General features: G+C 35.9%; 20 protein-coding genes and 2 other annotated features. Of the genes, 4 read left to right on the plus strand and 16 right to left on the minus strand.

What is annotated here, in order from left to right:
• Positions 1 to 17: 17 nt before the first annotated feature.
• Together MHB55_RS13880 and MHB55_RS13885 are read right to left on the minus strand one after the other, a co-directional pair.
• Positions 18 to 1,073 carry a FecCD family ABC transporter permease gene (locus tag MHB55_RS13880; protein ID WP_151113504.1) on the minus strand — a complete coding sequence of 352 codons (1,056 nt, stop codon included), beginning with the start codon at positions 1,071 to 1,073 and terminating at the stop codon, positions 18 to 20.
• Positions 1,070 to 2,074 carry a FecCD family ABC transporter permease gene (locus MHB55_RS13885; RefSeq protein WP_154310336.1) on the minus strand — a complete coding sequence of 335 codons (1,005 nt, stop codon included), beginning with the start codon at positions 2,072 to 2,074 and terminating at the stop codon, positions 1,070 to 1,072. The genes MHB55_RS13880 and MHB55_RS13885 overlap by 4 nt, the downstream gene beginning before the upstream one ends.
• 187 nt (positions 2,075 to 2,261) lie before the next feature.
• On the opposite strand from MHB55_RS13885, the gene MHB55_RS13890 reads away from it, so the two are divergent.
• On the plus strand, positions 2,262 to 3,242 hold the full coding sequence (locus MHB55_RS13890; protein ID WP_186318031.1) for an ABC transporter substrate-binding protein: 981 nt from the start codon (positions 2,262 to 2,264) through the stop codon (positions 3,240 to 3,242).
• Positions 3,243 to 3,397: 155 nt separating this feature from the next.
• Here MHB55_RS13890 and MHB55_RS13895 read toward each other — a convergent pair whose 3' ends face one another.
• From MHB55_RS13895 to tyrS, 6 genes are all read right to left on the minus strand, one after another.
• On the minus strand, positions 3,398 to 3,991 hold the full coding sequence (locus tag MHB55_RS13895) for a hypothetical protein (protein WP_340863445.1): 594 nt from the start codon (positions 3,989 to 3,991) through the stop codon (positions 3,398 to 3,400).
• 96 nt (positions 3,992 to 4,087) lie between these two features.
• Complete coding sequence (locus MHB55_RS13900) at positions 4,088 to 4,396, minus strand: hypothetical protein (RefSeq protein WP_340863446.1); 309 nt, start codon at positions 4,394 to 4,396, stop codon at positions 4,088 to 4,090.
• A gap of 45 nt (positions 4,397 to 4,441) precedes the next feature.
• Positions 4,442 to 5,257: an alpha/beta fold hydrolase gene (locus MHB55_RS13905; protein ID WP_340863447.1), complete on the minus strand. Its 816-nt coding sequence runs from the start codon at positions 5,255 to 5,257 to the stop codon at positions 4,442 to 4,444.
• A gap of 17 nt (positions 5,258 to 5,274) precedes the next feature.
• The gene (locus tag MHB55_RS13910) at positions 5,275 to 5,652 is read right to left on the minus strand and encodes a VOC family protein (RefSeq protein ID WP_144535306.1); all 378 of its coding nucleotides are present in this window, start codon (positions 5,650 to 5,652) and stop codon (positions 5,275 to 5,277) included.
• Positions 5,653 to 5,831: 179 nt separating this feature from the next.
• Positions 5,832 to 6,080, minus strand: coding sequence for a DUF3006 family protein (locus tag MHB55_RS13915; protein ID WP_144535304.1), 249 nt, complete (start codon positions 6,078 to 6,080; stop codon positions 5,832 to 5,834).
• 311 nt (positions 6,081 to 6,391) lie between these two features.
• On the minus strand, positions 6,392 to 7,657 hold the full coding sequence (tyrS, locus tag MHB55_RS13920; RefSeq protein ID WP_144535302.1) for a tyrosine--tRNA ligase: 1,266 nt from the start codon (positions 7,655 to 7,657) through the stop codon (positions 6,392 to 6,394).
• Positions 7,658 to 7,738: 81 nt separating this feature from the next.
• Positions 7,739 to 7,934: a binding site (T-box leader), on the minus strand.
• 98 nt (positions 7,935 to 8,032) lie between these two features.
• Between tyrS and MHB55_RS13925 the strand changes: the two genes are divergently transcribed.
• A complete protein-coding gene (locus MHB55_RS13925; protein ID WP_340863448.1) occupies positions 8,033 to 10,948 on the plus strand; it encodes a transglycosylase domain-containing protein in 2,916 nt (971 codons plus the stop codon).
• A gap of 368 nt (positions 10,949 to 11,316) precedes the next feature.
• Here MHB55_RS13925 and MHB55_RS13930 read toward each other — a convergent pair whose 3' ends face one another.
• From MHB55_RS13930 to MHB55_RS13955, 6 genes are all read right to left on the minus strand, one after another.
• Positions 11,317 to 12,051 carry an ATP-binding cassette domain-containing protein gene (locus MHB55_RS13930; protein ID WP_144535298.1) on the minus strand — a complete coding sequence of 245 codons (735 nt, stop codon included), beginning with the start codon at positions 12,049 to 12,051 and terminating at the stop codon, positions 11,317 to 11,319.
• Between the two features lie 36 nt (positions 12,052 to 12,087).
• The gene (locus MHB55_RS13935) at positions 12,088 to 12,777 is read right to left on the minus strand and encodes an amino acid ABC transporter permease (protein WP_144535296.1); all 690 of its coding nucleotides are present in this window, start codon (positions 12,775 to 12,777) and stop codon (positions 12,088 to 12,090) included.
• On the minus strand, positions 12,764 to 13,594 hold the full coding sequence (locus tag MHB55_RS13940) for an amino acid ABC transporter substrate-binding protein (protein ID WP_151113490.1): 831 nt from the start codon (positions 13,592 to 13,594) through the stop codon (positions 12,764 to 12,766). The genes MHB55_RS13935 and MHB55_RS13940 overlap by 14 nt, the downstream gene beginning before the upstream one ends.
• A 556-nt stretch (positions 13,595 to 14,150) precedes the next feature.
• Positions 14,151 to 14,582: a VOC family protein gene (locus MHB55_RS13945; protein ID WP_340863977.1), complete on the minus strand. Its 432-nt coding sequence runs from the start codon at positions 14,580 to 14,582 to the stop codon at positions 14,151 to 14,153.
• Positions 14,583 to 14,897: 315 nt separating this feature from the next.
• Entirely contained in the window at positions 14,898 to 15,323 is a 426-nt protein-coding gene (locus MHB55_RS13950) for a hypothetical protein (protein WP_340863449.1), read from the minus strand.
• Positions 15,324 to 15,568: 245 nt separating this feature from the next.
• The gene (locus MHB55_RS13955) at positions 15,569 to 15,979 is read right to left on the minus strand and encodes a VOC family protein (RefSeq protein ID WP_340863978.1); all 411 of its coding nucleotides are present in this window, start codon (positions 15,977 to 15,979) and stop codon (positions 15,569 to 15,571) included.
• Positions 15,980 to 16,376: 397 nt separating this feature from the next.
• Positions 16,377 to 16,628 (plus strand) — a binding site (T-box leader).
• Positions 16,629 to 16,712: 84 nt separating this feature from the next.
• Between MHB55_RS13955 and MHB55_RS13960 the strand changes: the two genes are divergently transcribed.
• Positions 16,713 to 18,107, plus strand: coding sequence for an amino acid permease (locus MHB55_RS13960; protein ID WP_340863450.1), 1,395 nt, complete (start codon positions 16,713 to 16,715; stop codon positions 18,105 to 18,107).
• Positions 18,108 to 18,549: 442 nt separating this feature from the next.
• Here the strand turns inward: MHB55_RS13960 and MHB55_RS13965 are convergent, their stop codons facing one another.
• Positions 18,550 to 18,759 carry a hypothetical protein gene (locus tag MHB55_RS13965; protein WP_340863451.1) on the minus strand — a complete coding sequence of 70 codons (210 nt, stop codon included), beginning with the start codon at positions 18,757 to 18,759 and terminating at the stop codon, positions 18,550 to 18,552.
• A 213-nt stretch (positions 18,760 to 18,972) separates the two neighbouring features.
• Positions 18,973 to 20,691 (minus strand): acetate--CoA ligase, encoded by a 1,719-nt coding sequence (acsA, locus tag MHB55_RS13970; protein ID WP_340863452.1) that lies wholly within the window; start codon positions 20,689 to 20,691, stop codon positions 18,973 to 18,975.
• A 173-nt stretch (positions 20,692 to 20,864) separates the two neighbouring features.
• Between acsA and MHB55_RS13975 the strand changes: the two genes are divergently transcribed.
• Entirely contained in the window at positions 20,865 to 21,497 is a 633-nt protein-coding gene (locus MHB55_RS13975) for a GNAT family N-acetyltransferase (protein WP_144535281.1), read from the plus strand.
• The last annotated feature ends 15 nt before the right edge of the window (positions 21,498 to 21,512 follow it).

The raw sequence follows: 21,512 nt of genomic DNA on the forward strand, positions 1-21,512 counted from the left end.
AATACACTCCTTCACATTTAAGCATTCCTAGTTTTAAACAATAAGTAAATAAAATAAGGTGCTCCTATTCCTGCCGTAAATACACCTGCAGGAATTTCCAAGGGAGAAAACATCGTTCTTCCAATTAGATCAGCCAGCATGACTAGGATTCCACCTATTAATGCAGATACAGGCAAAAGTGCTCCAAATGAAGAGCCTACTAACCTTCTTGCCATATGTGGAGCCATCAAACCGACGAAACCAATACCACCTGCAAAAGCTACAGCCCCTCCTACAAGAGCAGTACTTATTAATAATAGAACGAAACGGTGGCGTTGAATGCGTCCCCCTACTCCAGTAGCTATGTCATCTCCAAGCTCTAAAATATTTATATTTTTAACCATAAAAAAAGCAATAGCTATAAAAATAATCGTCCATGGAACTAATATAGCAACATTATTCCAACTAGAACCATAAACTGTGCCAGTTATCCATATATTCGCCTGACTTGCTCTATAAATCGGTCCCATAATCATCATCAATGTAGTTAATGCTTGCATGAGCGCAGATATCCCTATACCGATAAGTACTATTCTTATAGGTGATACGCCATTTTTCCACGCAAGAAAATATACAAGTAGTGCAATGACCACTGCGCCAACAAACGCTGCGAGAGGTAACCATTTAATACTTACTGTCAGAGAATTATTTGTATCACTGAATAAAGTTAAAAAACTAACAACGGCCACAGATGCACCGCCTGTTATCCCTAAAATATCAGGCGATGCCAAAGGATTTCGAATCATCCCTTGAAGGATGCCACCAGCTACCGCTAAAGCAATCCCCACCATTAATGCGACAATAATTCTAGGCAAACGAAAGGATTGAACTACAAGTTGTTCCAAATCGCTTCCACCACCAAAAAAAACACTCAGAACGGTTAAGGGGCTTAATTTCATATCACCTAAACCTGTGCTTACGATAAAAACAATTCCTGTAATTACTAGGAGACTCATTAATATGAATATAGCTTTTTTATCTAATAGAAAGGATACTTTTCCTTTAAACACTCTAAAATTTTTATATTGATTCATCGTGCATTAAACCCCTTTCTTGCAATGTAAATGAAGAATGGAGTCCCTATGATAGCAGTCATAACTCCTACTGGAACTTCTTGAGGCATGATGATATATCTGGCGAATATATCTGCAACCAACAACAAAATTCCTCCTAGAAGACCTGAAAAAGGTATAAGCCAACGATGATCGATACCAACGATATATCTAGTTAGATGGGGAATAACAATTCCAATAAAGCCAATTGGTCCAGCGATAGCTACAGATCCTCCAGCTAAGAGTATAACGATAATAGCAACTATTATTTTTAAAAATCCAGTGTTTACTCCTAGACCTTTGGCAACATCTTCTCCCATAGATAAAACATTCATTTTAGAAGCTATAATAAAAGATCCTATCCAACCTAACAGTAAATATGGAAAAACATTTAATAAAATTTCCATCTTTCTACCTTCAACTGATCCAGCTAACCAAAATAACACCTGCTCAAAAGCAGCCTCATTAATGACAAGAAATCCTTGGGTAAAAGAAGCAAACATAGCTGACATAGCTGCTCCAGCTAAAGTTAACTTCATTGGTGTAAGTCCTTCTCTTCCTGCAGAACCGATTGTATATACTGCAATTGCTGCCACAGCAGCTCCTGAAAAAGAAATCCAAGCGAATGCTTGAAGATTAGTTACTGAGAAAAGAGTTACTGCTAAAACTACTGCAAACCCTGCTCCAGCGTTAATGCCAAAAATCCCAGGCGATGCAAGCGGATTTTTCGTTAGAGTTTGCATTAAAACGCCAGAAATAGCTAAGCTACTTCCAACAGCTGCAGCGATTAGAGCTCTTGGGAGTCTAACTGTTTCAATTACAATATGTTCGTTTGAACCATTATTATTTTGAAAAGCATCTAGCACCATTTTCCAAGATGTCTGTGTATATCCATAAATAACACTTGCACACATTAAGAAGACTAGTATAGAAATGACAATAATTAATCCCACTAGTCTTTGTCCGTTCGTTTTTAATAACATAAAAGTAACCTTTCTATTATCCGTAAATTTACACTATTTACCTCTAGTCTATTGCATGTTATATAGAGTGTCAATGAGTTTGAGAATCATTTTCATTTTCATATTGACATAAGTTTACAAGAGAACTATTATAAGGTTTGTATTGAAAATGATTATCATTAATATTTAACTTTAGGAGGTAAGCTAATTGAATAAAATAAAACCTTTTTTCGCTATTATTTCTATATTTTCTTTATTGCTATTAGCAGCTTGTGGGCAAACAGAAGAAGATACTACAACTGGTAAAGAAAAACAAGACGACACTAGCTACACAGTAGAACATGCAATGGGTAGTACTACACTCAAAAAAACACCTGAAAAGATTGTAATTCTTACTAACGAAGGCACGGAAGCCCTGCTCTCTTTAGGAGTGAAACCAGTTGGTGCTGTTCAATCTTGGCTTGGAGATCCTTGGTACGACCACATCAGTGACGAGATGAAGGACGTAGAAGTTGTAGGAGTAGAGCAAGAGGTAAATTTAGAAAAGATAGCAGCATTAAAACCTGATTTAATTATAGGAACCAAAGTGCGTCAAGAAGCTGTATACGATCAACTAAGTGCAATTGCCCCAACTGTATTTTCTGATACTTTACGAGGCGATTGGAAAGAAAACTTTAAATTATATGCTAAAGCGTTAAACCTTGAAGAAAAAGGCAATGAAGTATTAAGTCAGTTTGACGCACATCTAGATGAAGTAAAACAGAGTCTTGGGGATAAAACTGATCAAGAAATTTCTATTGTACGCTTCATGGCAGGCCAATCTAGAATTTATTATACTGATTCTTTCTCCGGCGTAATTTTTGAAGAATTAGGATTTAAACGTGCTTCACAACAAACCGAACTTTTTACTGCTGATAACAAGCTTGGGAATTTAGCTATAGAAGTAGGCAAAGAAGTTATTCCTAAAATGGACGGCGACGTACTATTCTACTTCACATATGCACCACAAGGTGATAAAGCTGCCCTAGATACCGCAAAGGAATGGACAAACGATCCTCTTTGGAATAATTTAAATGCTGTTAAAAGCGGAAATGTTCATGAAGTAAGTGATGCTATTTGGAATACAGCAGGTGGAGTTTTAGCAGCTAATATTATGTTAGATGAAATCGAAGATATTTTTAATAAATAAAAGATTATCAATGAAAAAAACTAGACAATCTTGGTTGTCTAGTTTTTTTACAAAGCTTTACCCTCTCTATACTTCATCAATTTGCAAGGAAGTTTAAGGAATTCAATTAAAAATACCTACACTTTCGTAGCTATTCTTGAGTTAGTGTCCTAAATTTATTCTTTAAACATCCCTTCAATATTATTAAGCTCTATTCGATCTCCCTCCCTTCGATAATCGCTATAATCATTTTCCTCCGTTATCTTTATCAAACCTTTTTGAAAAAAAGATAATAATCGCATAGCTTCATTACTAACCTTGGGCTTAATACTATTAAGTAGTTCTCTTTTACGGTCAAATTCATTTTTATCCCATTCATCTTTTTGTTCTACCTTGGGAATGGCATCAATTCCAGTAATATAGGTAAGACCTAAATATCGTAGAAATGTGTATCCACTACAATAATCCTCATATAATTGTTCTAAAATATCTACTAAGTCATTCTTTTCTTTTATTATGCTTTCCAAGAGTGACATGATTCGTTCCTGTTCAAATGCATAAAACGGAATTTTCGTCTCGATAAGATTCAATAATTCATTTTTTATGTATTTCTTTCTATAATTCAAATCAAGTAAATCAAAGTAAAAATTAGAGCCATAAATACTTTCTATTTCTTTTGTTTTATAAAGCCATTCTTCAAATTCAGATACAGTAATATATCCTTTATAGATCCTATAAAACTGCTTTTGTATATTAAATTCATTATTCATTCTTAAACTTAAACTCCTTAATTTGCAGTAACCTCTTTAGTTAAGTTATAAAAAAGAGCAATATATAATAGCTCACAATATAAAGTTGCCTTTTCTTTAATCAATGGACGATATATTTCTACAGTGTTTTTCCAGCTCACTCAACGTGTATAGTGTAGTAATTGGGAATTCACTTGAAGTTTCTTTTGAATACGTTAAATGAATTACCGCATACTTATTTAGCTCATCTATCCAAAATATCACATCATCATTATCGGCTCTTCGAGCTACTGCTACAGCAAATTTTCCATAGAGTTGGTGGCTTGGCGAAAGTTCTTTTGTTAACTCCTTATTTAAACTTTCCGACATACTTTTTGGCATTAACCACCATGGGTCATCTATAACACCTTTTAATAATTCATGCATATAAGTCAGTCACATCTTTCTGTAGCGTACTTATGTAACAAAAGATCATTTATTTTGTTCACAACGATTCAACCAATCGGTTAAATAAGCATTAAATAGAACAGGCCTTTCAATTTGTAAATTATGACCAGCCCCACTTAAAATTGCAAAGGATGCGCTAGGAAAATTTTCTTTTAAGTCTAGTGCATCCTGATAACCTACCACGTCATCCTGCCTTCCAAGTAAAAACACAGCAGGATTATTAAATTGTGGCTCTTCAAACCAATTACTAAAGGCATAGTTACCGGCGATTTTCTGTAAAAACGCTACATCCCCTCGCTTCATTCCTGCAACAACCTCTTCAGTCCATCGATTAAATGTTAGTTCGTTTAATACTACACAGTTATTCTCGAACTCTTTTTGTATATTACTAGACAATTTTTTAAAGAAACATTCGTCTCTTTCTGCTATATTTTTAACAGGAAGTGTCCTTTGATCATGGTTTGCATTAATAACAGGACAAATAAAGAAAGCACCTAGAATAGGAAACCTATTTTTGGCAATAACTCCACGAGCTAAATAGCCACCGTATGACTCTCCTGCAATTAAAAATGGCTCATTTTGCATTTCCTTCTCTATAAAACCAATAACTACTTCCATTAAATCATCTGTATTGTTTAGATGAGCAAATTGTTTTGATTTTCCCATCCCCGGTAAATCTATGTATATCCTTTTATAAGATCTTCTAGTTTTTTGAAAAAACGGCTCCATGCAACCCTTCATCAACTCCATATCTGGTGAAAATCCATGAAGCATTAAAATAGGAGTCCCTTCTCCGTATATTTCATAGTAAACTTCTACATCATTTACAGTTGTATACATTTAATTGTCCTCCTCTTTTACTGACAAGCACCAAGTGGATTACCATCCGGATCAAAAAACGTAAAGTATTTCTTTTCCTCATCACCTTCAAGGGGTTTTACTGCAATTCCTTTGTTTTTTAGCTCATCGTAAAGTTTCTCAATATTTTCTGGTATAAAGTTAACATATTTCCCCACTCCAAAATTATTGGAAGGAAATTTCATAGGCGTATAATTTTCTACTTTAACTAAACAAACGACAGTCGGTGAATTATTCGATATTTTCATGACAGCTGCTTCTTCTTCAATATAATTTAACTTAAATCCTAGAACGGTTTCATACCATTGTGCTGAAACAGCTGGATTCTTCACAGGAATAAAAATTCCCTCTACTCCATTTAATAACGATGTTCCCAATATGTGTCCTCCTACCTTTGTATATTATGTATTTACTATTCGATGTCTTTCCAGATTTCCCTTTAATAATTTATGATTTCCCACTACTTAATCAACTAAATAATTTACTATTTTAATCTATTTCCCCAAAGATTATTTTTCAAAAAGAAAACCTTGAAGCTAAATCAGCTTCAAGGTTTTTAGTTCTTTTCCATATTCTCGATTAAGTCCAATAATCTTTGTCTTTTATCATCGGCTTCCTCATGAATAATTTTAAAATCATATCCTGTCTTATCTTCGTTAATAGAAATCTCTAAAAGATCTCCTTCTTTTGCGTCGATTGTAAACTTCTCTTTTAAAATAACTAGCTTATCAGCTTTATCATTTTTCCCAAAAAGAATAACAAAAAAATCATCGAAATGATTTAGTATATATTTTTTCGCTTCCATGTTTACTAACCCCCTTTTTTAAAAGCTAATATATTCAAAAATAATAAGAATTTATTTTAATTATTTTAGGTGAAGTGTTCCTAAATCTTATTCTATACTATATAGTTACTTATTTTCACCTATTTTGTCCACTATTTATATAAACTTTTTAAAACGTTCAAAATTTAACCTTTTTAATGAAAAGCATGAAACTTTTTCTATATAACATAAATATTTGGCATGTTTTTAAAAAAGTTGAATAAAAATCGTATAAAAGGCTAATTTTTAACAAAAAAAATTGCTTCCCATTAGTATGAGAAGCAACTAAAATATTATACAAATTTAATCATTTTATAGTTTTTCTTACCTCTTCTAATAATCATAAATTCATCTTCTAATCTGTCCACTTGCCCTACAACATATCCAACTTCTGTAATTTTTTCGCCATTTATAGAAATAGCACCATTAGTTACATCTTCACGTGCTTGTCTTTTAGATGGAGATACAGTTGCTTCTACAATGAAATCAACTATATTTTTTTCATCCTTTGTCATTTCTACCGATGGAACATCCTTAAAAGCATCCTTCATTTCGTCCGCTGTAAGCGCCTTTAGGTTTCCACTAAACAATGCTTGAGAAATTCTCACCGCTTGATCCAACGCCTCTTGACCATGTATCAAGCGAGTCATTTCTTCTGCTAAAGTCATTTGAGCTTTACGTAAATGTGGCTCATTTTGTACAGTTACTTCTAATCCTTCGATTTCCTCTCTCTCAAGGAAAGTAAAAATTTTCAAGTATTTAATAACATCTGAATCGGCTGTATTTATCCAAAATTGGTAGAACTCATATGGAGATGTTTTTTGTGCATCTAACCAAACTGAACCTGAAGCTGATTTACCAAATTTAGTACCATCTGCTTTAGTCACTAAAGGAATCGTAATGCCAAATGCCTTTGTTTCTTCCTCATGTGTTTTACGAATTATTTCTAAACCAGTCGTAATATTGCCCCATTGATCTGATCCACCCACTTGAACTCGGCAGCCATAATGATTGAATAAGTGATTAAAATCGATTCCTTGAATTAATGTATAGGCAAACTCTGTAAAGGAAAGTCCTGAGTCTAAGCGTGAAGCAATAGAATCCTTCCCTAGCATATAATTGATATTAATAAGCTTTCCATAATCTCTTAAAAATTCGATAACAGACATAGGTCCAATCCATTCGCGATTGTTTACCATCTGTGCTCCATTTTCAGATTGGAAATCAAAAATACGTTCCATTTGCTTTTTAATCCCTTGAACATTTAAATCAATTTGTTCGGTAGTTTGTAGTTGTCTTTCTTCTGAACGACCAGACGGGTCACCAATCATTCCAGTAGCTCCGCCGACTAAAAGAATTGGACGATGACCATGCATTTGAAATCTGCGAAGTGTTAATAACGGAACAATGTGACCAATATGCATACTGTCTGCAGTTGGGTCAACTCCACAATATAAGGATACTTTTTCAGTGGATAGAAGCTCATCCATTCCTTCTGCATCAGTTTGCTGATACAAAAGTCCTCTCCATTGCAGGTCTTCAATTAATGAGTTTGTCATTTTTGTCTCCTCCTTATTATTGGAAAAGGCAGTACTGATTTAATTGCCAAAAAACAAAAAGTCCCTGCATGATAAAAATCATGCAGGGACGCTTATTAGTTAGCGCGGTACCACCCAGCTTGAAGGAACAATCCTTCCGCTTTTTCACATGTAACGTTGTGACGACGTATAACTCCAAGCCTGTAATTCGCATCTTAACCACCGACTAACTTTCACCAACCGTTAGCTCTCTAAACAGTATGTATAAGCACTACTTCGGACTTTTCTTCGTTAAATGTTATACCTATTTTACCTAATTTGAATCGTATGTCAATAACTATCGTCTATAATATAGGACTATGATATAATATTGTTGATTTGGAGGTCGAGAAATTAATGAATAAATGGATGGAGAAATTCCACTTATATAAAGAGAAAGTAGATGCCTGGCAATCAACCAAATGGGCAAGAAGATTGCGTATATCTTCAAGTGTAGTGTGGAACTTATGCTTAATATTTTTAGTAGTTGGTCTAACACTTGGAATATTTGCCGCTTCTGTTGGGGCAGGTTATTTTACTTCTTTAATAAAGGATGAACCTTTACGAGAAAAAGAAAAAATGCGAGCTGCTGTGTTTAATTATGAAGAAACCTCAGAAATATACTTCGCTGGAGATGTCTACTTAGGGAAACTTAGAACAGATTTAGAAAGAACTGAAACAAAATTATCGAATGTCTCCCCATATGTCATTGATGCAGTCCTAGCAACAGAGGATGAATATTTTAAAGTTCATAATGGAATAGTTCCTAAAGCAATCATCCGTGGTCTATTACAAGACATGACAAACTCAGATACGCAAACAGGTGGTTCAACACTTACTCAACAGCTGATTAAAAATCAAATTTTAACAAATGAAGTTTCTTATGAAAGAAAAGCAAAAGAAATTCTCTTAGCCATGCGATTAGAGGAATTTATGTCTAAGGATGAAATATTAGAAGCCTATCTAAATATCATCCCTTATGGAAGAAACGCTAACGGTCGTAATATCGCTGGTATTGAAACTGCCGCACAGGGAATTTTTAATGTGAAGGCGAAAGACCTTACACTTCCTCAAGCTGCATACATTGCTGGGATTCCCCAAGCCCCATTCAAATATACGCCTTTTAGTAATGGTGGTGTTTTAAAAGAAGGAGAATCGTTACAGCATGGAATTGACCGTATGAAGGTTGTTTTATATCGTATGAAAGAAACAGGTTACATAACTGAAGCTGAATATGAAGCTTCTGTTAACTATGATATTACAAAAGATTTTAGAAGTAAGGAAGCTCTTCCAGAAGAAAAATATCCTTGGTTAACCTTTGAGATTGAAAAGAGAGTACGAGATATTTTAAGCGTTCAGCTAGCTGAAAAGGATGGAGTCGATTTAGAGGCCTTGGAAAACGGTGATCCTCTAATCGAGAAGTACAATATTATGGCTCAACGTGCTGCAAGCACTGGTGGCTATCGTATTCATACTACTATCAACAAAGATATGTATGAGAAAATGCTTCAAGTAAGGGACGAATTTGAATCCTATGGTCATACTTATACTAATATTAGTGTGAAGGACCCTACTACTGGAGAAACAATTACAAAAGATTTTCCTGTCCAAGTCGGCAGTATGCTGATTGAAAACGGAACCGGTCGAATTCTTTCCTTCCTAGGTGGACGTGATTATAATGTAGAGCAATATAATCATGCTACTCAGGCTGTGCGCTCAATGGGTTCTACTATTAAACCATTGGTAGTATATGCACCTGCTCTTGAATACGGTATTATCGGAGCCGGAAGCCCCCTTGCAGATGTTAAATTTAATATTAATGATAACGGAAACAAATGGGCACCAACTAACTATACAACTGCTCAGGAGTTAGGAATTATTTCAGCTCGACAAGCAGTTACTACCTCCCAAAACTTATCGACCATTAGACTTTACGATCAAATAAAGGATAAAAAGCCAACTGATTTCATGATGAAAATGGGCTTCAAAAGCATTGAAGAAGATGAATATGCTAACCTTGCACTTTCTATTGGTGGTATGAAAAAAGGAGCTTCTATAGAAGAAACTACAAATGCATATGGAACTTTTGCTAATAATGGTCAGTTCATTGATGCATATATGATTGAAAAGATAGAAGATGTTGAAGGGAATCTTATTTACCAGCACAAAGTAGAGCCTGTCGATGTTTTTAGTCCACAGACAGCTTACATTATGACTGATATTTTAAGAGATGTTATGACACAAGGTACAGCTAAATTAGCAAATTCTCGTCTAAAATTCCAATCAGATTTTGGAGCAAAAACTGGTACAACACAAGGACACAGTGATTCGTGGCTAATAGGCTATAACCCTAATGTTTCCTTAGGTGTCTGGCTAGGTTATGACGAGCAAAAGCTTACGCTATTCCATATGAACAACCGTTATGGACACCCAAGCGTTCGTATTAATACACTTTGGTCCAATATGATGAATGCAATGTACGATATCAACCCCGAGCTTGTGGATGCACCAAACGCTTTCAAAGCACCTGATGGAGTGGTATCTAGGTCATTCTGTGGTATTTCTGGTCTAGCACCTTCTACTGCATGTGAACAAGCAGGTCTTGTGAAATCTGACTTATTTAATGCAAAGGTGATGTTGCCTACTCAGGCTGATGATAGTTTAGTATCATCGTCTTACGTAGTCATCAACGGAAGTAAGTACCGTTCATTGGACTCTACTCCAAGTGAATTTGTTGTTGCAGGTGGACATGGAGTAAGCGAGAGTTTTATAAAACGAATGCTTGGTCGCTTTGGTGGGGACGCTAGTAAGCTATTCCCGAACGACTCATCATTTGCTAGCAATGTCGTATCAGAAAAAGTATTTGAGGCAGACGGTGCTCCACCAGCTCCAGTTGTCACCTCTCTTTCAGGAAACACAATGACTTGGACGAAATCAGCTTCTAATGATGTAGTTGGTTATCGTGTATATCAAGTGGTGAATGGAAACAGAGTTCTTATAACGACTAAGCTCGAGGCGGAAAACTATAGTCATCAAATTACTTCTCCTGGACAATATGTGGTAGTAACAGTAGATATCACTGGTCTACAGTCTGGTGCTTCTAATATAACTACTTTGAATGCGCCAGATCCAGTAATCCCAGTTCTTCCTCCCGAGGAGCCAGTGGGAGAAGAGCCTGAGCAGCCTGCCCCTGGTGATGGTAATGGTGGCGGAAGTGATGTAATTATCACTCCTCCTGTAGAGCCAACTACACCAGAAGAGTCTACTCCGTAACTAATAAAGAAGAAGGCGGTGACAAAAGTCACCGCCTTCTTTATATACTCACATCTTTAGAACGTTAAAAACGACGTGTGAGGATGGGGAAGTTCTATCTCTCCCCCTCTTAAAAAATCGATTATCATTACTTTTTTTTTCTCCAAATCAATGTTGCATTAAGTAGTATAATACCAATCGAAACCCCAAAATTTGGTCTAATAAAAGTTCACAAGTTCAAAATTAACCATATAACTACTCAACGCAAGAACCAGTTGATGCTCGATCGCTCTGTAGAAAGAACAGAACAGGAAAATAGACTTCCCATCACCGAATCATAATAAAAGCCCTACCTCAATAAATCACTGAATTGAGGAAAGGGCTTTTCATTATTGAATCAAATTCAGGAACTGTCGTGTCCGCTCTTCTTTAGGATTTGTGAACATCTCGGACGGCTGGCTTCGTTCGACGACCTTCCCTTGATCCATAAAGATAACTTCAGATGCTACATCGTTTGCAAACCGCATTTCATGGGTAACTACGACCATGGTAATGCCCGTCCCTGCGAGATCTTTCATGACCTGCAGTACTTCCCCTACGAGCTCGGGATCCAGTGCAGAAGTCGGTTCATCGAAAAGCATTACTTTTGGCTCTAGCGCAAGGGCTCTGGCAATCCCTACACGCTGCTGTTGTCCGCCAGAAAGCTGATGTGGATAATAGTCAAGTTTGTCTCCCAGCCCTACTTTAGTCAATAATTGTGTTGCTTTTTGACGGGCTTCTTCTTTTGATTTCTGTTGCACGATCATCGGCCCTTCCATGACGTTCTGAAGTGCCGTCATATGAGGGAAAAGATTGTAGTGCTGGAAAACCATTGCTGATTTTCTTCTGATTAAATCAACTTCTTTCTTAGGTACAGGTTTGGAAAAATCAATCGTTTGGCCGTCAATGGAAATACTCCCAGCCGAAGGGACTTCCAGTATATTCAGACAGCGAAGCAAAGTCGTTTTTCCAGAACCTGAAGGTCCGATGACAACGACCACTTTACCTTGATCGATTTCCAGGTCGATTCCCTTCAAAACTTCAAGGTCGCCAAATCGTTTGTGCAGTCCATTAATTTTTATCAATCCTATTCTCCTTTCTACTTCATCCGTTAAATAGATTTATTTCATTACGTAGCGATCGAATCGATTTTCCAATCTACCTTGGACAAGCGAAAGCAAGAAACAGATGATCCAATACAGGATAGCAACCTCAGTATAAAGTAATAGGACCTCATAGTTGAATGCCGCAATCTCTTGCGCTCTTCTAAACATTTCGGTTACTAGAATAGCAGATGCCAAAGAAGTATCTTTCACCAGGCCGATGAATGTATTCGAAAGAGGCGGGATGGATACTCTTGTAGCCTGAGGCAAAATCACTCGGCGCAATGTCTGGGAATAAGTCATCCCTATCATTTGTGCAGCTTCCCACTGCCCTTTAGGGATAGATAGGATAGCCGCACGGATCACTTCAGAAGCGTATGCCCCCACATTCAATGAAAACCCAATAACAGCGGCTGGGAACGGGTCAATGACAACCCCAACTGATCCCAAACCATAAAATAGAATAAACAACTGTACCAATAAAGGCGTTCCCCGAATGGCGGAGACATAAATGCGTGCAATCCATTGGAACGGTTTGATGGTTGATATTCTAGCCAACGCTGTAAGAATTGCTAGTACAAGTCCACAAACGAATGTAATTAGCGTCAATGGGAGCGTATATACAACAGCACCCTCCAGCAGAGGGAGGAGAGAAGATTGAGCAATATCTATATAGCGCTCCACTTTATCAGGATCATTCCAAAACATTTTCGCCGAACCATTTCTCAGAAATTTCGTTGTACGTGCCATCTTCGATCATTTCGTTCAATGCTTTGTTTACAGCTTCCACTAGTGTTTCGCTTCCTTTACGGAACATCAAACCACTTTGTGCAGCATCGTCAGCTTCTGCTACAATCTTGATATTTGCTTCAGGTTTTTGTTTTTGGTAATCAAGTACAGTTAATTTATCGTTGATGGTTACATCTACACGGTTTGAATTCAACAATTCAATTGCTTGAATGAACCCGTCAATGCCAACTAATTCAGCCCCATATGACTTCGCTATTTCACCGTAGTTGCTTGTAAGGGATTGAGCAGATTTCAAGCCTTTAATATCTTCAAATGCTTTAACGTCATTGTTGTCTGCTTGTGTTACCAATACTGCAGATGATGAAATATATGGGTCAGAGAAATCATATTTTTCTTGGCGTTCTGGTTTAATTCCCACTTGGTTGGCAATCATATCGAAACGTTCTGAATCTAGACCCGGGAACATTGCATCCCACTGTGTTTCCATGAATTTTGCCTTTACGCCAAGGCGTGAAGCAATTTCTTCTACAATCTCAACGTCAAACCCAGTCAACTTACCAGACTCATCATGGAATGTGAAAGGTGCGTATGTTCCTTCAGTACCGACCAATAGCTCACTGCTGTTTTTTACCTTCGCTAGCAGATCCCCATCAGCATTGCCCGATTCGTTTTGATTTCCATTTCCGCCTTCGTTTCCGTTCTCTTTGCCGCTGCATGCCGCTAACACTAGCACAGCAGAAATAATCAATAATAGCAAATAGCTAAATTTTTTCATGTCATGATTCCTCCTAATTCAGATAAACATACTTGGTAATCATTATCTTAATACATGGATACCCACGAGTCAAAACAATTATCTCCAAGTATTAATACCCAAATCATTAAGAATTATCACATATATTTCAATCGTTTATAATATAGTAGAAGGTCTAATTATCGCAATAAATTTGAAAACATTGTTATTATAACCAAGACCACTAATTTCTGAACGTTTAATACTAATCTTTCCTATCAGAGTACATCCTTATTTTCTTTAGTTCGGTAATTTCAAGAGATTGTTTTTTGATTTAGCGATGAGAGCACAAAATAAAAATTTTTGTTCAATAATTTACAAATATTATTTATCACAATCGAAAAAAACTTCTTCAACTAAACTATCGCTTTAGTTTAAGTGTAATATTTCACAATGGATTTCTTCTGAGGTCCACTGGATGATTAGATAAAAAATAGACCCTCATAAAATGATGATCTTGTTTTGCTAAAGCACTCGTTAGCTTAAGTACATTTTTTCACAAACTAAAAAAATAGAAAGTAACAATTTTTTACACTGCTTATTTGATTTCTTCAGCCAACTCCAAAATAATTCCCTCTGGACCACGAACGTAGCATAATTTATAACTTTCTTCATATCGCTGTATCTCACTAAATATTTCCGTACCCTTCTTTTTCAGTTTAGCAACAACAGCTTCAATATCTTCAACAGTAAATGCAATATGACGGATACCAAGGGTATTAGCAAAGGTTTGCTGAATATCTTTTTCATCTGACGGTGAATAAAATTTGATTAGCTCTATCCATGTCTGACCGTCTGGTGTTCCCAACCCTACACACGCTACTTTAGCGTTATTAAGCCTAATTGCATATCCCATCAACTCTCCTTCCATTTCCCATTCCCCTTTCACCTCAAGTCCAAAATCGAGAAAAAACTCTTTAGTGGCAGAGAGATCATTTACGATTACACCAACATGATCTATTTTTTGGATTTTCGAATTTAATGCCTCCTAAATTCATGTTATCTTGCATTATCCTGTATTGAAATTCTAGTATTAACAAAGGGATGATTAAAATAGTAAGATACTAGCATTGCCCGTGATAAAAAGAATCATTTCACTAATTTTGCATTAAATTATTTTTATATTCTTACTCATCTCCCCAACAGTATCAACTGGGGCTATTCATCTACTTTTCACCTATTTTTAATAAATATTTCTCTTTGATTATTGAACAATACTGACCGTTAGTACAATAAGAAAAAAGGCTATACATTTCTTAAAGTAAAGCAATCGGTAGTTGAGTAATCAGGAGATTAAGTCAAATAACCTATTCAATGAGTTTAGAACAGGAAGAAGAGGTAACAAAACAGCAAAAACAATATTACTTTCTAAGACTGCTTTCCATAATTTTAATCCATTTAGAACCTTATAAATCAACAAAAATCCTGAAATAGTAACAAAAGAAAACAACAGCCATAAAAATTCCTTTTGTCTATTTACTGCATATTCAATTTCATCAATTTTCCAAGTGTCATCCTCAGAAAAGGGCAGAGTTATTATATGTTTTTCAACTCCTAAGAAATTGAATGATTTTAGCGAAACATAATCTTTTTTAATTTCTTCAATATCATATCCATTTGGTAAAAATGAAAGTTTATACACCATAAGATAGGAAACATAAAAAAGAGTACTTGCAATTAATAAAAATGCTAAAATTTTTTTAATATTCATTGATCAACCACCTTAAATTCCTCCACATTACCATAAAAACCTGAATGTTATTATTAAACAAACTTGCCTCTATGGTTGAATAAGAAAAAAGGCAATAGCCTCTTCTTAAAGTAAAGCTCCCAACAGTTTAATAATCAACTGTAACTCTGTTCCACATAATCATCATTATGTAACACAAAAAAGCCAACATCATGTGCTAGCTTCCTCATTCGGTTTATTGTGAGTTACTTAATGTTTAGAATAAATTATTTTATTGCACTTTCATCCATGTAAAAAAGCTCCCAAAGATGACCGTCAATATCCTCAAAACTCCATCCATACATAAATTCAAGGTCTTGTGGTTCCATTGAAATTTTCCCGCCTGCTTCTAATGCCTTGTTTACAATCGCAACGACTTTTTCTTTACTATCAACAGATAGTGCCAAGATTGCTTCATTACTTCTTGTAGAATCGGCGATTTCTTTTTTCGTAAAAGTCTTAAAATGTTCTTCAACTAACAACATAGCAAATATATTATCACTAATAATCATGCTTGCTGCAAATTCATTGGTAAACTGGGAATTGAATTCAAACCCCAATTTAGAAAAAAATTCCTTAGTCTTATTTAAATCTTTTACTGCTAAATTTACGAATATCTTATCAGCCTGAAACCCCATATTACTCACCTCTACTATAGTATTGTCATTCACACTATAGTTCTCTATTTCATAAATGAATTCCTTCAAAGAATAAAATTATTATACAGAATCTGTTAAGCAACATATGAGGCTGGATTTCTTTTATTCAACTGATTGCATATCTAACTCTAAATTCTTTTTCTGTATCTTTAAAGGAATAAAAGAAATAAACTTGCCTATCAGGCTAACAGTCTGATGGTAGTTAATATCTATATCAGGGCCCTATTCTTGAATAACATATTTAAAGAAAATCGTATTAAACTGAGGGAGTTGAAGCAGAACATTTTATATTGACAAAGTTAAATTAATCTATAATATAATATATAATTAATATTTGAATAACGAAGATTTGTTTAAAACATTTCGGGATATAAGAATAAAGGCTATGATAAGAAATAGTAGCAATCATGCAAACAGACAGAAAGTTACCGGTTGATGAGAGGTGCATGTTGAACGATTGTGAATTCATCTTGGAGCAGTGTACTGAATAGGATTCCTTAGTAGGCTACACCGGCTTAGCACCCGTAATCATGTGCTAAAGTATCGTCAGATGACTGTACTTACAAAGGTAAGCAATATGAGTTGCTTATGCATTAAAGGTGGTAACACGAGTTGAATCGTCCTTTTGGTTAATCCAAAAGGGCGTTTTTTTTATACTTTGTTTTTTATATCCTTGCAATATTAGAAATAATATTTTAAGGAGGAATAATGATTGAGTAAAGGTAATCAAAATCAGAGACTTCAACGGGGTTTAGATAATAGGCATATCCAGTTAATTGCACTTGGAGGTGCAATTGGAGTTGGATTGTTCTATGGTTCGAGTGCAACCATTCAAATGGCTGGTCCATCCATTTTGTTCTCATATTTAGTCGGAGGCTTAGTTATTTTTACCATTATGAGAGCACTTGGGGAAATGGCTGTGGACGAACCGGTTTCTGGTTCATTTAGTTCATATGCACATCGATATTTAGGGGCGTTTGCAGGTTACTTAACTGGCTGGACCTATTGGTTTATGTGGGTTGTCGTTGGGATGGCAGAAATAACGGTGACTGGTGTTTATGTGAATTACTGGTTTCCTGATATTCCACAGTGGCTGGTAGCACTGGCTGTACTTATCGTAATTACACTGATAAACCTTGCTAATGTAAAAGCATATGGAGAGTTTGAATTCTGGTTTGCACTGATTAAAGTTGTAGCCATTATCGGAATGATTCTCCTTGGACTAGGAATCATCTTCCTGGGAATCGGGAACGGAGGACAGCCAATCGGTTTGGACAATCTTTGGATTCATGGAGGGTTCATGCCAAATGGAATCAACGGTATTGTAATGTCCTTGGTCCTCGTGATGTTTTCATTTGGAGGGGTAGAATTAGTTGGAATTACGGCAGGGGAAGCGAAAAATCCTCAAAAATCAATTCCGTTGGCCATCAACAATGTTATCTGGAGGATATTAATTTTTTATATTGGTGCATTAGGAGTCATGATGGCTATATATCCCTGGAATGAGGTAGGCACAAATGGGAGCCCATTTGTTTTAATTTTTGAAAAGGTAGGAATTCCTGGTGCTGCGCATATAATTAATTTTGTTGTCATAACAGCAGCATTATCTGCTTTTAATAGTGGGTTATTCGCTTCTGGCAGAATGTTACACAATTTATCACTGCAAAATAACGGTCCGAAATATTTCGGAAAGCTTAGCAAAAATGGTAGTCCAAGACGTGGAATCCTGTTCTCTTCATTGTTTTTATTAGTCGCAGTAGTTTTGAATTATATTGTTCCTGAAAAAGTGTTTTTGTATATTTCTGCTGTTGCCACGGTTGCGGTTATTACCAGCTGGACGATTATCCTGATTGCCCAACTAAAATTCAGACAATCAAAAACAAAAAAAGAAATAGAAAAACTAGCATTTAAAATGCCGTTATATCCAATTTCAACCTATCTAGCATTAACATTTTTAGCGCTTGTTATTGTCTTAATTGGATTTATTGAGGACATGCGAATAGCATTAGTTGTAGCACCTATATGGTTTTTGATTCTATATATAGGATATAAAATCAAAAAAAAGGATTTTACAGAAGGTCCCATTGAAAGTGAGGTTGTTGAATAAACCTCTTTTCTAGAACTCAAAACCAAATAACACCCGTATGTGACTAAATATACATAAACAAACGGATGCATTAGTTCAACAAGAAGCAACTGATTTTATTAGGGCTTAGATCATATTTTGGTTATTCCACTAATGGGAGCGATTGTTGAGCAGCACATTTATAAAATGATTAAACTTTACTTAAAATACCGATATTTAAAATATGCAAGAGAAGAATCTATTTTGATCAAACTTTCTTTCAAAATGGATTCTTCTTGTTTACAGTAAAATATGGGTTCGTGGGTATTTTTGATTAAACTTTATTACAAAGCAACAGGTTTTGTTTTCGTATAATTCAGTCGTGATGTAAAAAAACTGTTTAGATTCCCTAACCATTTTTTATTTTGCTATTGAAATTTTGATGTACATTTTTTACTAAGCACCACTTAGTAAAAAATGTACATCAACTCTTGTTTTTATCATCTCTCTTTTTATATTTCTCAAGCACATCATCAATTGTTAAACTTTCATTTACTCTTTCATTTACCCTTTCCCCGTATTCTTTTTCAAGTAATTTCCCAATTATTGAACTGTTAATTCCTTTTATAACTGCTGCCTGAATTACAAAATAAAGTATCGAAAATCCACCTAGGGAAAACATAATTAACTCCATAACTGAAAATACCTTCCAAATAAATATATTTATTAGATATTGAACCTAAGCCATTCAACTAAACTTGCTTAATTTCAGTGTAACATTTCACAAACTATACCACCCCACAAAAAATCAATCCTGACCTTTAACATAGCCATTTTTATGTAAATTTTATTTATATCATTCATAAAAAAAAGCCGTAGCATTTTTTCAATGCTACGACCTTTAATATCAATCTTCCATCGTAGATAAGTCGCCAGTCGGAAGTTGTAATTCCCAAGCCTTTAAGACGCGGCGCATAATCTTACCACTTCTAGTTTTAGGAAGCTTATCCTTAAACTCAATTTCTCTTGGAGCCGCATGAGCAGCAAGACCCTTCTTCACAAATTGTTGAATTTCTTCAATCAGTTCATCAGAAGGCTCATACCCTTCATTTAAAGCAACAAACGCTTTAATAATCTCTCCACGCACTGGATCTGGCTTACCTATTACACCTGCTTCTAGAATAGCAGGATGCTCTAATAATTTACTTTCCACTTCAAATGGCCCAACTCGCTCACCAGAAGTCATAATTACATCATCCACTCTACCTTGGAACCAAAAGTAGCCATCATCATCCATATAGGCAGAGTCACCTGAGAAGTACCACTCATCATTAATAAAGTAGGATTCAAATTTTTCTTGGTTTTTCCAAACTTGACGCATCATAGATGGCCAGCCTTTTTTGATAGCCAAGTTACCCATTGTAAATGGCGGAACTTCCACGCCATTGTTATCAATAATAGCAGCTTTTACACCTGGTAATGGTTTACCCATAGAGCCCGGCTTAATAGGAAGGCAGCCATAGTTACAAATCATTTGAGCACCTGTTTCTGTCATCCACCAAGTATCATGAATTCGCTTATTGAACACCTGCATGCCCCACTTAATAACTTCAGGGTTTAGTGGCTCACCAACCGATAATACATGGCGTAGGGAGGTAAGATCATACTTCTTCACGATACCATCCCCTGCCCCCATTAACATACGAAATGCAGTTGGAGCACTGTACCAAACAGTAATCTTATATTCTTCTATTGCTTTATACCAAGCATCTGGTGAAAAACGTCCACCTAAAATAAGTGAAGTTGTTCCCGCTAGCCAAGGGCCAAAAATTCCATAGGATGTTCCAGTAACCCACCCCGGGTCAGCTGTACACCAATATATATCATCATCTCTTATATCCATAACCCATTTCATGGATTGGTATTGTTGTACCATCGCATAATGAACGTGTAAAATTCCTTTTGGCTTCCCGGTGGAGCCAGAAGTATAATGTAAAATTAGTCCGTCTTCCTTATCTACCCACTCGATTTCAAAAGCATCAGATGCATTTTTTAGAGCCTTATTAAAATCTATAAACTTATCATCTTCTTTAATATTGTCTCCTACTAAGAAAACAGTTTCTAAATCTGGTAGGCGATTCAATGGTATTCTTCCTAGCAAGTCAGGTGTGGTTACAATGGCCTTTGCCTCACTATCAAGAAGACGATCATATACTGCCCCCTCCATAAAGGCTTCAAACAATGGGCCAACGATTGTTCCCATTTTTACTGCTCCTAACAACGCAAAATATAACTCCGGAGATCTTGGCATAAAGATGAAAAGACGATCTCCTTTTGCTAGGTTAGAGTGCTCTTTGTAAACGTTTGCAGCTTTATCAGTCCAAGTTTTCATATCACCGAAAGTATACGACTCCTTACGATCAGCATCTTGATAGTAAAGGGCAACTTTGTCCTTTTTATCTGATTTTGCGTGACGATCAATCGCTTCGTATGCCATATTTACCTTCCCTGTTTCATACCAAGTAAAAGTCTTTTCGGCTTCTTCCCATTGGAAATCTCGTGCAGTAGCATCATAGTCCTTTAATTGATACTCCTCTTGTACTACAGGTAGCGCTTCGATTTTCATCCCATTCACCCTTTCTATAAATATACACTCTTATATTCTACAATACTCTCATTAAATAATGCTAATGTTTTTACTTTTTAGAATCTTTTGTTACAGTTTTATAGAATTCCCTTTCTTCATAAAAAATCATGTATAATAGTGGCAACTGTTACTAAATTATAGGTGGTGAATATGTGGAACACAAAAAAGTTTTTAATTCGATAGAGAAAGAAACGAAACATGGCACTATCGTTATTGAAGGACCGGTACCATCTGAAGATTTAGCAAATCTGACTTTCCATGAAGAGTTAATAGCGTTCCGTAATCCTGCACAACAGCATAAGGCAATTATCGAAATTGCAAAATTACCCGAAGGCAGGATTATCATTGTCAGAGATAAGAATATGATTGTCGGATACTGTACGTTCCTCCATCCAGATCCACTAGAAAGATGGTCCCAAGGGAATATGGAAAATTTGATAGAATTAGGTGCTATTGAAGTCATTCCAAAATTTCGTGGAACCGGAGTTGGAAAAGAATTACTTCGTGTGTCAATGATGGATGACGCAATGGAGGATTACATTACGATCACGACTGAGTATTACTGGCATTGGGACTTAAAGGGAACTGGTTTAAATGTATGGGAGTATCGAAAGATGATGGAGAAAATGATGATGGCCGGAGGGCTTGAATATTACGCAACTGACGATCCAGAGATTAGCTCACATCCTGCCAATTGCTTGATGGCCAAAATTGGAAGTCGAGTTGACAATGAATCCATTCAGCAATTTGATCAGCTGCGCTTTATGAACCGTTTTATGTACTAACAAAGATGTTTTAAA

The sequence above is a fragment of the Psychrobacillus sp. FSL K6-1267 genome (assembly GCF_038003265.1).
GTDB lineage: Bacteria > Bacillota > Bacilli > Bacillales_A > Planococcaceae > Psychrobacillus > Psychrobacillus faecigallinarum.

Coding starts and splice junctions, on each gene's coding strand:
- MHB55_RS13880 (WP_151113504.1), bottom strand. CDS start 1,073: ATGAATCAATATAAAAATTTTAGAGTGTTTAAAGGAAAAGTATCCTTT.
- MHB55_RS13885 (WP_154310336.1), bottom strand. CDS start 2,074: ATGTTATTAAAAACGAACGGACAAAGACTAGTGGGATTAATTATTGTC.
- MHB55_RS13895 (WP_340863445.1), bottom strand. CDS start 3,991: ATGAATAATGAATTTAATATACAAAAGCAGTTTTATAGGATCTATAAA.
- MHB55_RS13900 (WP_340863446.1), bottom strand. CDS start 4,396: ATGCATGAATTATTAAAAGGTGTTATAGATGACCCATGGTGGTTAATG.
- MHB55_RS13905 (WP_340863447.1), bottom strand. CDS start 5,257: ATGTATACAACTGTAAATGATGTAGAAGTTTACTATGAAATATACGGA.
- MHB55_RS13915 (WP_144535304.1), bottom strand. CDS start 6,080: ATGGAAGCGAAAAAATATATACTAAATCATTTCGATGATTTTTTTGTT.
- tyrS (WP_144535302.1), bottom strand. CDS start 7,657: ATGACAAACTCATTAATTGAAGACCTGCAATGGAGAGGACTTTTGTAT.
- MHB55_RS13925 (WP_340863448.1), top strand. CDS start 8,033: ATGAATAAATGGATGGAGAAATTCCACTTATATAAAGAGAAAGTAGAT.
- MHB55_RS13935 (WP_144535296.1), bottom strand. CDS start 12,777: ATGTTTTGGAATGATCCTGATAAAGTGGAGCGCTATATAGATATTGCT.
- MHB55_RS13940 (WP_151113490.1), bottom strand. CDS start 13,594: ATGAAAAAATTTAGCTATTTGCTATTATTGATTATTTCTGCTGTGCTA.
- MHB55_RS13950 (WP_340863449.1), bottom strand. CDS start 15,323: ATGAATATTAAAAAAATTTTAGCATTTTTATTAATTGCAAGTACTCTT.
- MHB55_RS13955 (WP_340863978.1), bottom strand. CDS start 15,979: ATGGGGTTTCAGGCTGATAAGATATTCGTAAATTTAGCAGTAAAAGAT.
- MHB55_RS13965 (WP_340863451.1), bottom strand. CDS start 18,759: ATGGAGTTAATTATGTTTTCCCTAGGTGGATTTTCGATACTTTATTTT.
- acsA (WP_340863452.1), bottom strand. CDS start 20,691: ATGAAAATCGAAGCGCTACCTGTAGTACAAGAGGAGTATCAATTAAAG.